This window comes from Nostoc sp. DSM 114161 (genome assembly GCF_052692665.1).
Map to the genome: position 1 here is coordinate 5,531,058 of NZ_CP195141.1, position 14,143 is coordinate 5,545,200.

Annotated in this window: 9 protein-coding genes and 1 pseudogene; 7 read left to right on the forward strand and 3 right to left on the reverse strand. The window is 39.6% G+C overall.

What is annotated here, in order from left to right; translation table 11 throughout:
* The 5 genes from NSTC745_RS23465 (at position 1) to NSTC745_RS23485 (ending at position 6,743) form a co-directional block, all read left to right on the forward strand.
* On the forward strand, positions 1-1,404 hold the full coding sequence (locus tag NSTC745_RS23465; RefSeq protein ID WP_445633109.1) for a hypothetical protein: 1,404 nt from the start codon (positions 1-3) through the stop codon (positions 1,402-1,404).
* Positions 1,405-1,477: 73 nt separating this feature from the next.
* Complete coding sequence (locus NSTC745_RS23470; protein ID WP_096541925.1) at positions 1,478-1,690, forward strand: hypothetical protein; 213 nt, start codon at positions 1,478-1,480, stop codon at positions 1,688-1,690.
* Between the two features lie 86 nt (positions 1,691-1,776).
* The gene (locus NSTC745_RS23475; RefSeq protein WP_445633110.1) at positions 1,777-4,122 is read left to right on the forward strand and encodes a hypothetical protein; all 2,346 of its coding nucleotides are present in this window, start codon (positions 1,777-1,779) and stop codon (positions 4,120-4,122) included.
* Positions 4,123-4,137: 15 nt separating this feature from the next.
* The gene (locus tag NSTC745_RS23480) at positions 4,138-5,979 is read left to right on the forward strand and encodes a contractile injection system tape measure protein (protein WP_445633111.1); all 1,842 of its coding nucleotides are present in this window, start codon (positions 4,138-4,140) and stop codon (positions 5,977-5,979) included.
* Positions 5,980-6,269: 290 nt separating this feature from the next.
* Complete coding sequence (locus tag NSTC745_RS23485) at positions 6,270-6,743, forward strand: hypothetical protein (RefSeq protein ID WP_445633112.1); 474 nt, start codon at positions 6,270-6,272, stop codon at positions 6,741-6,743.
* A 120-nt stretch (positions 6,744-6,863) separates the two neighbouring features.
* Here the strand turns inward: NSTC745_RS23485 and ruvC are convergent, their stop codons facing one another.
* Positions 6,864-7,355 (reverse strand): crossover junction endodeoxyribonuclease RuvC, encoded by a 492-nt coding sequence (ruvC, locus tag NSTC745_RS23490; protein ID WP_445633113.1) that lies wholly within the window; start codon positions 7,353-7,355, stop codon positions 6,864-6,866.
* Between the two features lie 177 nt (positions 7,356-7,532).
* Here ruvC and NSTC745_RS23495 point away from each other — a divergent pair, with 177 nt between their 5' ends.
* Positions 7,533-8,903, forward strand: a complete 1,371-nt coding sequence (locus tag NSTC745_RS23495; RefSeq protein ID WP_445633114.1) for a gluconeogenesis factor YvcK family protein — start codon at positions 7,533-7,535, stop codon at positions 8,901-8,903.
* A gap of 83 nt (positions 8,904-8,986) precedes the next feature.
* Positions 8,987-9,379, forward strand: a pseudogene (gene tsaE, locus NSTC745_RS23500) (tRNA (adenosine(37)-N6)-threonylcarbamoyltransferase complex ATPase subunit type 1 TsaE); the annotation flags it as partial.
* Between the two features lie 538 nt (positions 9,380-9,917).
* Here the strand turns inward: tsaE and NSTC745_RS23505 are convergent.
* A complete protein-coding gene (locus NSTC745_RS23505; protein WP_445633115.1) occupies positions 9,918-12,599 on the reverse strand; it encodes a tryptophan 7-halogenase in 2,682 nt (893 codons plus the stop codon).
* Positions 12,584-14,086, reverse strand: coding sequence for a tryptophan halogenase family protein (locus tag NSTC745_RS23510; RefSeq protein ID WP_445633116.1), 1,503 nt, complete (start codon positions 14,084-14,086; stop codon positions 12,584-12,586). The genes NSTC745_RS23505 and NSTC745_RS23510 overlap by 16 nt, the downstream gene beginning before the upstream one ends.
* Positions 14,087-14,143 lie beyond the last annotated feature (57 nt).

Genomic DNA, 14,143 nt, shown 5'->3' on the forward strand with positions numbered 1-14,143 from the left:
GTGACTCAAAAAAGTAGAAGTGAACTGCAAGGATTATTCAAAACTGGAACAAAGCCTTCTCAACAGGATTTTGCCGATTTCATCGAATCTACTCTCAATATTAAAGATGATGGCATAGAAAAGCCGTCTGGGCCAGATACTCCCCTCAAGATTACGGCGCAGGGTACTGATGAGAAATTAATAGATTTTTATGCAGGTGAGACAAAAACCTGGAGTTTCGATCAAAAGCCTGATAAGGACAAAATAGGTTTAAATATCTCTAATTCTGGAGGTAGTAAGCTTTTTATTACCAGCAGTACTGGGAATGTGGGAATTGGGACGACGACTCCAGGAGCGAAGTTAGAAGTTAATGGCGATTTAAAAGTTAGCGGTGCAATTACGGGGGAAATCGATACAGCAAATATTAATTCTGGAATATTAGCTGTCGAGCGTATTCCTAACTTATCAGCGGACAAAATTACTTCTGGGATATTAAGCGTTGAGCGTATTCCTAATTTATCAGCGGACAAAATTACTTCTGGGATATTAAGCGTTGACCGCATTCCTAACTTATCAACTAATAAAATCGCTTCTGGGATATTAGCTGTTGAGCGTATTCCTAATTTATCTGCTGATAAAATTAGTTCTGGGATATTAACTGTTGAGCGTATTCCTAATTTATCATCTGACAAAATTAGTTCTGGGATATTCACTGTTGATCGCATTCCTAACTTATCATCTGACAAAATTACTTCTGGAATATTAAGCGTTGACCGCATTCCTAACTTATCATCTGACAAAATTACTTCTGGGATATTAGCTGTTGAGCGTATTCCTAACTTATCAGCCGATAAAATTACTTCTGGTACTATTTCAGGAATTTTATCAATAACAGGTAGTCTCCTGGTTCAAATCAATGGTCAAACTACCGACACTAGCTTGAAATTGGAACATAATGGTTCTAACTTTATTGTACGCCCTTTCAGTGCTGGAGGAAATTCATCTGTTATTGAGAATACGGGTGGTGGTTCCCTAATAGTTAACCCTAGTGGTGGTAATTTAGGAATTGGAACAACAAGTCCAGGTGCAAAGCTAGATGTTAATGGCAGTTTAAAAGCAACTAGTCTAAAACTCACAACAAAACTAATTTCATTTAAAAAATATAGCAATCTTGGCGATAATATTAATTACAAAACTGACTATCCCACGTCTCAATGGATTTGTAGCATTGCCGGATTTTACTCAGGCCCTGGTGATATCAATGAGGGAGCTGTTGCCGACATTATTCAGGTTTATACTTATCCTAACTCCGATGGTTGGTGGTATATTAGGGCAGATTTTTTGACTCACAACAAGGCTGAAAACTGGACGATTTGGCTAATGGCGATTAATCGAGACATAGCAGAAGCAGCCAACTCTCTGTAAGCAACACCAGTTTTAATTTTTAGTATTAACTAAACTGTATTTAGTTAATACCAGCAACAATAAACTTAAAGCAATGAGACAACAACTAGAAAACCGCCTTCAACAACTTAAAGCTGAATTTGCCTCAGGACAAAAAGTCCTCTCAGATTTAGAAGCCAAACAAATCAATGTCCGAGAAACTTTACTCCGTATACAAGGAGCTATTCAGGTATTAGAAGAAGAGTTAAGCAAAAATAATGGTGCTGTAACTGAAAGAGAAAAAGTAGAACTTTTAGAAACAGAGTAAATGGGAGTTAAATCACTAGCCATAACTACAAAATCACCATGACTGAACACCTCACTATCTCCAGCACTCTCCCCGAACATCCTGGGATGAATTTTGCCTTATTGCGACAAGAAGGCATAAAGTACATTGAACGCTTAGCAGGAAAATTATGGACAGATTACAACACCCACGATCCTGGTATTACTATCCTAGAACAACTCTGCTATGCCATCACAGATTTAAGCTATCGGCTTGACTTCGAGATGAAAGATTTACTTGCACCTTCTCCTAGAGAAAGAACTGGAGATAATAGGAAACAGTTTTTTACAGCCAGAGAAATTCTGACTGTTAATCCCCTCACAATCAATGATTATCGCAAACTATTAATTGACATTGATGGTGTTAAAAATGCTTGGTTAGAACCCATTAAGAATTCACAACCTCCCATTTATTATGATTCTATTCTTCATACATTAACTTTTAAAGCTTCTGATTTCACAGAAGAAGTAAATTTGAATGGTCTTTATCGGGTAATGATTGAAAAAGAAAAAAATATATCTGATGAGGCCAGTTTCATAGCAAAAATAACAACAAAGCTTAATCAACATCGCAATCTCTGTGAGGATTTTGCCTCAATTCAAATATTACCCATTGAAGAAATTACTATCAAAGCGGAAATAGATGTAGAAGAAGGCTTTGATGTCAATGAATTAATGGCAAAGATATATTTTGGGTTAGAAAATTTTATTTCTCCTAACTTAAAATTTTTTAGTTTAAAAGAACTGCTAGATCTAGGTAAAATTCCTGAAGCGATTTTTGATGGTTTTCCTCTTGAACATGGCTTTATCGATAACGAACAACTTGATAGTTTTGCTAAGAAATATGAAGTTCATATTTCTGATTTGATTAAAATTATTTTAGATATTTCAGGAATAATAACAGTTAGAAATATTACTATTTCAAGCAACAATTCATCTGAATCGGAAGAATGGGCGTTAGCATTAGATCCTAATTTTACACCCCAACTCAAAGATATCGATCGTTTAACAAGTAATATTAGTTTTTATAAAGGACAAATTCCCTGCAATTTGAACCTGGCTAAAGCTAAAAGCTATCTAGAATTATTACAACAGCAAAATACAAAATCAATATCAACTACACAAATAACAGATATTCCCGTCCCGCTGGGACAATATAGAGAATTATCTGACTATGAATCAATCCAAAATGATTTTCCTGTTAATTACGGTATTGGAGAATTAGGTTTACCAGGTTCTGCATCTCCTCAACGCAAAGCTCAAGCTAAGCAACTGCAAGCTTATTTAATGTTTTTCGATCGAATTTTAGCTAACTATTTTGCTCAATTAGAACATACGAAAGAGCTATTTTCTTTCCAAAATAATAAGAAGACAACTTACTTTTCTCAGGATATTTGCACGTTTCCCGGCGCATCTGAAATCTTAAAGGTTGATAAAAATTCATCAGTAGATGAATGGCATAACATTGATTTAGAAAGAAAAAATCGTTTTTTGAATCATTTAATAGCACAGTATTGTGAAAAATTTACAGATTATTCCTTACTTTTATATAACTCAATCCTAGAAGAAAAACTAATTAATAATAAAGTTACTTTTTTACAAAACTATCCTCAAATTAGTGCTGGAAGGGGTAAAGCATTTAATTACGCTGACTCCAGTGAAGTTTGGGATACAGACAATGTATCGGGATTAAAACAAAGAATTTGCAGCTTACTTGGAATCCCCTACAAGCGACGAACTTTAGCTCTCTCCAATGAATCGAATGAAATAGCAGGATTTCATATAGTCGAACATATTTTACTTCGTCCTTACAGCAGTCAAAATTCAGATCGCAACCCTAATTTTTTAAATTTTGGTCATCAAATTTCGGAATTTAAGTCAAGTACAATTCCAAACAAAATACTAACTTGCATTTCTAAGCAACACGGACTTTCTGAAAACGAACAAATAGAAATATTTGACACAGATAATTACAATGGAATTTATTTTGTTACCAATGTTCAGCAAGATACCTTTGATATAGAAATAGAAACTGGATTTGTAAAATCAGAAGAAGGACAGTGGGTACAAGTAGATCGACCCCTAGATCCTTACTCTTTTCAACTCAGTTTTGTATTCCCTGACTGGCAGTTTCAAAATGAAAACTTTAAAAAGCTAATTTATAAAATTATTAGTGCAGAGGTTCCCGCACATATAACTCCTTACTTTCATTGGTTCGATAAATCAAAAATGCAAGATTTTGAAAGATATTATACTCATTGGCTGAATACAATTGTAGACAAAAATGCCACACCTGAAAATCTTAAGAATACGAGTAATAACCTGATTAAAGTTTTGGAAATCGCTAGTGTTGATACTAGAGAGTTTAATGTTCTGGGTTATATGACTATCGGCACAGATTTTGTAGTGAGTTGATGAAAAGTTTTGCAAGTGAACCAACAACGACATTCAATCAAAAAACAAATTATAGAAATTAATTTTAGTTCGCAGGCTGGTGCTTTTGAACTGCAAAATGAAGTAAGTAGAATATATCGCCATAAACTTATTCCAATTATTGATAATTTGTTGAGTCAGTTCAGCAGTTCAGAGATAATATATAAGATTAATACTTTAGAAATTAATTTAGGAAATATTGATATTAATAATATAGAGCAGGAATTAATTGATAAAGTTACACAAAAATTTGAGCAACAATTACTAAAAGAAATTGGCGTATCAACTTATATTTGTTCAGCACAAACACAATCAGATACTAACTTACATGAATCTTCAATATTGCTACCTGGCATAGAAGCTTTGTCTGATGAAACAGGTAGAGGCAGGGATAAAAATACAAGAGAAAATCAAGTTAGCTCTATGGATGCAACTTGGGATAAAAGTTCGTTCAATAAAATTGAAATACTAGAAACTGCCGATATAGAAGCCTCACAATTAAATATTTTTAGCTACTTTATCCAAACAGGTATGCTACCTTGGTGGAGTGAAAAATTAAGCAAACAACAGATAGAAGAATGTTGCGATCGCCTCATAACAAATTCACCAAATAAAATTAAATATCTTATCGAGCAAAATTTTAAAGATACAAACCAACTGCAACGCATTATTTACCAATTTTCTGATTCAATACTGCTAAGAATAGTAGAATTATTCACTGCGGATGCTGATTTAGTCGAGTTTATCGCAGATTATAATGCAGATACAAAGCTTATTTTTAAACGGCTAGAGCAAACTAAAAATATTCCAGAAGCAAAATTGAGATTGGATAAATGGCAGGGAATATTTTTCAGTTTTTCTTCAGATAGTAATACTAAACTAAATAAACTTAGGTTAACCCAAGCAAATTTATTACATATTACCACTACCAATGGAATTAATTATTCTGATTTTTTAAATAGTATTGTTGCCCAAATAAACTATTTAAGCAAAGAAGGTAACTGCTTCAAAAGTACGCTTGACAAAATTATAACAGAAATCAAATCTACTAGCAAAGAGACACAATTTTTTAGACAAGATAAACAAGCAAATCTCCTATTAAGCGAATTGCAGCAACTAAGTGTAAACACCCCGATATCAGTGCAATATACACAGCAAATAAATCAACTTAAAAACGAGCTAAAAATATTACTAAATGAAATAAAAAATTCTGCTACAAACCAGACAACACGCCTAAATCAACTTTCACAAATTACTCAAACTCTTAAAACTAAAATCCAACAAGAGACAAATTATCAGCAATCTCCACTTATAAATGCTGTTAATACTTTTAGTCAATCTGATGAAATCTATATTTACAATGCAGGGTTAATTTTACTATGGCCATTTTTAAATCGTTTTTTAGTCAAAATAGGATTAGTAGCAAATAATCTTTTTATTAACAAAATGTCTGCTGAACGAGCATCTCTTTTACTCCAGTATTTAGTTGAGGATTCCACAGAGTCATCCGAACATATTCTTCCCCTAAACAAAATACTTTGCGGCATAGATTTATTAGAAGCACTAAACACCAATTTAGAAATCGCTACGGAGGAACAAGCAGAATGTGAAAATTTGTTATCTGCTGTGATTCAAAATTGGTCTATTTTGAAAAATACATCTATAGAAGGATTTAGGAAAGCTTTTTTACATAGAAACGGGATTTTGAGAGTTCATAATAATGGCTGGCTGCTACAGGTTGAACGTGAAACTTACGATATTTTATTAGATAGAATTCCTTGGAGTATACAGGTTATCAAACTGCCGTGGATGGATAGTATTTTATACGTAGAATGGTAGTCATACAAATTTTTCATGAAGATACAATGCACTCAATTTTTTGATTACAAACCGCCTTCGCGAAGCGTCTCGAAGAGAAGTACGCCAAGTACGCCAAGGAAGAGAATAGACCTCTTGCAAAAGTGCTTTTTGCACTATTGTGGGAAAAGGGACTCATGTTAAAGGGGAAAGGGAAAATACCAAACCTTTCCCCTTTTTCCCTTCCCCTTTTCCCGGCTTCTGCAAGAAGTCTAATAATTATTAACTGCAATTTTATAGAGTTTTGGTATCAGTTAGCAAACTCAATCAAAATGAACGTATTACCGTACAATACCTTTACGATTTCGACATCCGCTCCGCTGTCTGTAGTTTTGCAACGGCTAAATGCAAAAGTTGAGCCTACTAAAGCATTCAGATTTTCTACAAAACACTCGCCTTATCAAGGAAGCATTTCTGAAGAAGGCTTTCAAATACGGCGTATAATTCACTACCGCAATTCTTTTTTACCAATGATTAAAGGACGCTTTGAAGTAGAATCGCATCAAACAATAATTCATATAGAAATGAGCGTACATCCTTTTGTTATGACATTTTTAGGATTCTGGTTTTTCTGCTGGTATGGTGCGATCGCTCCCATAATATTAACAAGTGCTATGCCTAAGCATATGGTTCCGGTATTTGTAGGGATGCCTATACTGATGCTAATCATCTTTTGGCTAGCTTTTTGGTTAGAAGCCAATCGCAGCCGCACTGAATTGACTCAAATTATTCAAGGACAAGTATAGTTAAGCGTTCCTATTTGCTGTTAGCCCTTGTGCAGGATAGAGTAGAATGCCGCGATCGATGTATCAAATATTTTTTATTCCTCCTAACCCTCCCCTTTACAAGGCTACGGTGTACAACAATTAAATTTGATAAGATGCAGTCAAAGCCACTGCTAGAGCATCAGCAGCATCGTCCGGTTTCGGAATCTCATCTAAATCCAACTCCCGCGCCACGGCTTCTTGTACTTCAGACTTATCGGCATTGCCATATCCTGTTAAAGCTTGTTTAATTTGAGCAGGAGTAAATTCTACATAGGGGAGTCGGCGCTGCCCCAACACTAACATGACTACGCCCCGCGCCTGTGCAACCAGGATAGTGCTTGACATACGATAGAAGAATAGTTTTTCGATCGCCACTAAATCTGGTTGAAATTCCTCGATTACGGTGTGTAAGTCATCAAATAAGGTGCATAGGCGCTGTGCCATTTCAACATCCGCTGATGTTTTGATTACCCCAAAATCCAGCATATTTACTGTAGTTTGTTGCATCTTGTTGGGGATTTGCGTGCAGGTAATTGCCCCAAATCCTAAAATTGCCAGTCCTGGATCTAATCCTAAAATTCGTTTTTCCATTAAATTCACTCTTACCAAGTCAAAGATATTGTTTAACTGGGAACACTGGCAATCTTGAGACTTGCTTGTTAGTCTAATGGGATTGAAAAATATAATAGTTTCACGCCTAGTGTTTGAAACCAAGTGGTGTAGATTTTCTGTTAATTATTAGTTTGTAGCACTGCTGTGAATCTAGGTATGTCAATTGGTTTTCTCCGACAAGCCCTCAACGCCCTGCGAAAGCAGTCGCCCTCTCGTACTTCCTATCGCGTTAACCAGTGGTTCAAATGGTTATCGCCTGGATTATCGATTAAACGTTGGTTGTTAATCAGTGTTGGAGGTGTACTACTAGCAATTTTGGGGTTAGCTATTTGGATTAAGCTTACCCCAATTTTTTGGTTGTTCGAGTTGGTTAGGAGTTTTCTGGGAGTAATCACCGAGATCTTACCTAACTATGTCAGCGGCCCTTTGGTGCTGCTTGGTGGGTTGCTGTTACTGCTTTGGGGGCAAACTCGCACCGTAGGCTCAATTACTAAGGTATTAAGAACTGATGATGAAGAGGAACTGATTGATGTTTTGCTGGCGCATCGTCGATTGTACCGAGGGCCGAAAATAGTAGTGATTGGCGGCGGTACGGGACTTTCTACGTTATTGAGGGGATTAAAAACTTACAGCGCTAATATTACTGCCATTGTGACTGTAGCTGATGATGGCGGATCTTCTGGGCGATTGCGCCAGGAATTTGGCGTACTACCACCAGGGGATATTCGCAATTGTTTAGCAGCCCTAGCAGATGAAGAAAAGCTATTAACAGAATTATTTCAATACCGCTTTCGTGCTGGAGATGGGTTAACAGGCCATAGTTTTGGCAATTTATTTTTAACGGCTATGAGTGATATTACTGGAGATTTGGAACGTGCAGTTGCAGCCAGTTCCAAAGTGCTAGCAGTGCGGGGACAAGTACTACCAGCAACTCTCAGTGATGTTCGCCTTTGGGCAGAATTAGCTGATGGGCGCCGCATTGAAGGAGAGTCTAATATTCCTAAAGCTGCTGGAAAAATTATCAAAATTGGTTGTATTCCAGCTAATCCCCCAGCGATACCAGCAGTTATTAAGGCACTTAAAGAAGCAGATTACATTATTATTGGCCCGGGTAGCCTTTATACTAGCTTGATTCCTAATTTATTAGTACCAGAAATTGCCGATGCGATCGCCAAAGCAAAGGTTCCCCGTATATATATCTGCAATATAATGACTCAACCAGGAGAAACTGAAGGATATACTGTTGCAGATCACATCCGAGCCATTGATGCTGCTTGTCAGCAAAGACAGCTATTTGATGCCGTACTAATACAGAAAAAATCCCCCTCCGAACAATCACTCATCCGCTACGCCCAACAAAATTCCCATCCCGTTTTCCTAGATAGAGAAGCCGTAATCGAGTTAGGACGGCGAATTGTCCCAGCTAATGTTTTATATGAAGATGAAACAGGTATTGTACGCCACAATCCCCAGAAACTAGCACGCGTGTTATTACGGTGGTACGGTAGAGCTAATCAGGGAAGATAAGTATGGGGCATGGGGCATGGGGCATTGGTTATTAGCAAAGGACTAATGACTAATGACAAATGACTAATGACTAATGACTAATTATGAAAATTTCTCTTGCAAATACAGAAGCAACACTAGGTTTAGGTATTACTCTCGGCGAATCCTTACCTCCTGGGAGTGTCATTTTACTAGAAGGTGATTTAGGTGCTGGCAAAACTACCCTAGTTCAAGGTATTGGCAAGGGTTTGGGAATTACTGAACCGATTGTCAGTCCCACTTTCACTTTGATTAATGAGTACACCGAAGGACGCCTCCCCCTTTACCATCTAGATTTATATCGCCTAGAACCGCAAGAAGTTCTAAGTCTAAATTTAGAGAGTTACTGGGAAGGTGTTGAGGTAACACCAGGAATTGTGGCTATTGAATGGGCAGAACGAATGCCCTACAAACCAGATAGTTATTTAAGCATAAGTTTGACACATCGAGAGGAAGGCGATGTCTGCCTTGAAAAGTTTGGTTCGGAGGAAACCTCCGCTCCACGCCAGTTGCTTTCCGACGCAGAGCGACAGGAACGCACTGGCTCAACTTTTCGCTACGACGGGCTACGCCAGGTAGAAATTACATCTTTCGATTGTGCCATTGACAAAATTATTGCTGTCATTTATGGCAGTAGGACTCACGCAAAATATAACGAAAGTAGCGGTAATTCATGAATTACCGCTACGCAAGAATAAGCCTTTTGGTCACATCTTGCGTAAGTCCTGGTAGTAATACCGATTCAAAAAATGTTTGCGACAGATATCCCAATACGGTTCGGTCGCAAGCGGGGTAAAGGGGAAGGGGCAGGGGGAAAGGGTTTAATACCATTTCACTAAAATCCTGATACAAATTCTTTCCCCTCTGCTCCTCTGCTCCCCTGCTCCTCTGCTCCTCTGCTTGCCTAAATGTATCAACCTTAAAGTGAAACGGTATTACCCTTTTCCCTTTCCCCTTTCCCCAACCTCACAAGCGCATTTTTGGGTTGGCAGACTACTAGGCAGGAAGCCAGGTGTGTAACCAACTATCTCGGCGCTTTGCAAAGTCGTAAAGCAAATCTGGCCGTTTCTCGCGCAAGCACCAGAGGGCTTCATGTTGGGGCATCGCAGTGCTGGCTAGGCCTTTGAGAATTGCCATTTGGCGTTGCCAAGTGGCTCGATCTTCGACGGGTTCCATAAAGCGGGCGGGTACTTTTTGCCCAGCTAATAGTGTGTCATAGGAGTGATCGTCAGAAAAAAAGTCTGGAGGATGTAGTGTATAAAACAGGGAATTTCGGTAAGAGAGGGGGGCCCGCTCAGTAAATAACGCTAATCGCTCTATTGCGCCAGAGATATCTGTATCCCTGTTGGCTGCTTGCCAAAAGGGAGTAGAGAGACGGTGATTGAACTTGTAATGAATTCCGAGAAACCAACGCAGGGCATCCCAACGATCGCTCATTTTGCGGTTGAGTACGGATTTAATTCCCTCATCCCGCTTTGATGCTGGAAAGTTAGTAAGTAAAAGTTCTAATTCCAAAACGATGGTGTGGATGGCTGTCGATTCTAACGGTTCAACAAAGGCATAGGAATTACCGATCGCCACAACGTTGCCTTTCCAAAAATGCTCGTGTCGCCCGGAACGAAATTTCACAACCCAAGGGTCGCCCATCCCCGGATTTTTAGCACGCATTTCCTCTAAAGCTTGGTCATCGCTACAAAATGCTGAAGAAAATACGTAACCTCGATGATCGGCATCTTCAAAGGGAATATTCCAACACCAGCCATTATTCATGGTTTCGGCTAGGGTGTAAGGTTTAACTGTACCATTATGGGGAACTGTAGCAGCGATCGCGCGATCGGTGGCGAGGGTATCTTGGTAACTCACGAATTTTGAGCCAAGTTTCTCTAGCAACAACGAACGGAAACCCGAACAATCGATATACAAATCGTAACTTAGCTTCCGCCCATCCTCGGTAATTAGATGGGTAATGGTTTCACCATCGGCAGATATCTGAGCATCAGAAATTTGCACGTCGATATGTTCTATCCCGGCGGCCATCGCTTCTTCTTGGAGGTAACGAACGAACCGCTGATTATCGAGGTGATACGCCCAGCGAATTTGGTGGAGTAGAGACAACGGAGTACCATCGCCGCGATCGAAAATCGGAACGCGATCGCCACTCATCAGCATTGCCCCCAATGACTGATTGTTCAGCGTTGAATCATAGATGAGAGATTCTAGCAAGCGTCCGCGCTGAAATGGAAACGTAAATTCATAATCATCGGGCAGTCCCCACTGAAACTTAATCCCCAACTTCCACGTAGGACGAACTCGCTGATAAAAATCAACGATATCTAGCCCTAAAAACCGGGGACTATGGAGAAACTTAACGAGTTCTGGAGTAGTCGCCTCGCCCACGCCAATCACCGGAATGGCACTCGATTCTAGCAAAGTCACTTTGATGTCTGGTCTGAAAGCGCGAAAGGCTAAAGCTGTAAGATAACCAGCTGTGCCGCCCCCCAAAATGCCCACGGTTCGGTAAGCATCGGAGGCTGGGGGGATTTCTGCCTTGGGTGAAACTGGCCAGATCCGCCCAATTTCTTCAGCCGCAGCAGCGATCGCGTTTCGTTCTATAACTCCCAACGGTTCATCTAGTCGCGGGGCGCACTCGTGGCACTTACTACTAGGGAGAAGCCGCTTAATGGTGTCTTTCCCCTGCTGTGTAATTTTCAAAACGTTGGTTGCCCGAATTGGCGTTAAGGTCGGCCCTAAAAGCGAAATGGCTTCTTCAAGACAAGCCTGGGCTACAGAGGATAAAATTTGGCTATCCGCCTTGGCAACGATTGGGGTTGAAAGTTGCGGCCAAATATCTTCAAATACCGCTGGCAACCCTTCTAAAGCAATGACTCGACAGCCAAAACAAGCGGTTGCACCTCGAATAACCGTTGGGCCGATGAGTGCTGTTTCCTGGGAAGCGGTGACAAATAAACATGGAGTGCCACTGGCTAGCGCCGACTTATTGACATCCAACAGTGCCTGAAATGGTATGCCTTCCAAAGCACAAACAACAAAGTCGAATTCTTGAAAGAGTTGAGATAAGCCAGAAATACTAACAGAGTCTAAACTATCTTGGTATGCTGTCGGGGTTAATGAGGACAGATATGTTGAAGTGCCGTTGACGAGTATCCGTTGTTGCTGAATGGTGCGAAACTCAGGGGTTTGACAGGATGCAAAATTCTTCAGGTAAAAAGCGCGACGATTATCAAAACCTGCGGCAGCAAAGGCTCGATCCAGAGTATCAAGTAATCGGTGATTGCCTAGTAAAGCGATCGCCTTTTGACCTGCTTGCTTAGAGGCTATGGGCAACTCCCAGCGATGATTTTGGGGTGCGGCTTGAGTTACTACCTCTTCAATAATATTGAGCTTACTTAAAGCCGAGACAATCTCATTTAAGTAATTGCGTAGGCGTAGCCCGTCGTAGACATCGCCAAAATCTGCAAGTTCGGCATAAATTCCTTCAAGGGGACGAACTCCATCAATCAGCGCCAACAGTCGGCGGATAATGTTGGGCTGAATGCCTTCGAGGACGAACGCTTCGCTGTCCACCCAACTACAAACCTCACCCGCTTCGCTGAGGATTAAATGGGCATTGGGATTAATTCGAGGCACTTGGGGAATGTTATCTATGAAGTCAGCCATTGACATTTTCTTTCTTTAACAACCTGAATTGCCTGGGGGATTGGTAAGGCGTTAGCACAATTTTTGATGAAATAGTTTTTGACTTGTCGCCAATTATCTAAATCCAAGCTGTCATTGTTGCTTTGATACTTTGTGGCAACCTGTTGACCCATAAGCAAATTTAGATAACCGTTATATCCAAAAACACTATTTTTACGAAGTAGAATTTGACCAATTGGCGATGGGCCATTGTTTTGAAAAAAGTCCACTACTGCTTCGGCATCACCAATATCAGTTTTTTGCCAGCACTGTCGCCAGAATTCTGATTCTACTCGGCGATTGAACTTAAAGTGAATCGATAAAAAGTCACGAATATCATCCCATTTTTCGGCGATCGCTCGATTCGCTAAATTAATTAATCCTGGGCTTGGCTGCTGGTCTGAATCAATCAACACATCGCACACACATTTAATGGTTTCGCCAATCATGTGTAATCCTGTTGATTCTAGCGGTTCGACAAAACCCGATGCGTTGCCAACGGCAACGACATTTGTCACCCAAAATCGTTGATGTCGCCCTGACTTGAACCTAATAAGATTATGCTCATCGCTCATCAAGGGATTTTTAAGTTTCATCTCTTGTAGAGCATCATCATCGCTGATAAAAGCAGATGAATATACATAGCCACGGTTCACTCTATCTTGCAAATCAATTTGCCAACACCAGCCACTTTGCATGGTTTCGGCAGTTGTAAAGGGCTGGATTCCATCATCTCGCATCCATGTACCTGTGACGGCAGAATCGCAAAATAAGCTGCTAGAAAAACTGCAAAATGGTTCTTGCAGAGTTTCTCCTAACAAGGTGGAGCGAAAACCAGAACAATCAACAAATAGATCGCCAGCCAATGTTGTGCTGTCATTAAATAGCAGTTGGCGAATGTAGCCATTTTCTCCGACTTCAATATTTACAACAGTTTTATCAATAATTTTGATGTCAAGTTCTGCCGCTCTTCTTTCTAAGTAAGCAACGAAACTTGTATTTTCAATATGGTATCCAAAGCGTTCATCAACAACAAAATCGCCATTCTCTCTTTGGAAGCAAGGGGACTTATTCTGCTCCATCAACACTGAATAAATACTCGATTCTGTAGTTGAATCAAGACAATAATAGGCAGTACTTTTACTCAGAACGCTGAGTTTATCTGCCAGATGAGTTACAAAAGGATAGTTGAAGTGAGACTGAGTTGAATCCCCCCAAATAAACTTAATTCCTAGTTTCCAAATAGGTTGTGTTTCTTCATAAAATTGCTCTCGATTTAATCCCAAGTACTTATGAAGAAACCAAGGTATCCAGGCGGTAGTCGCTTCACCCACCCCAATAACGGGAACGCTTGTGGAATGGACTACGACCACATTCAACCAGGGTATCTTCACCTTCAAGGCTAAGGCAGAGAGAAAACCAGCACTACCTCCGCCCAAAACTACGACATTATGTATTGTTTTTTCCACATCTATGAAACTGTCTATCAGTAATGTTCTGTACTCTAGTATGCAAGCTTCATGGAA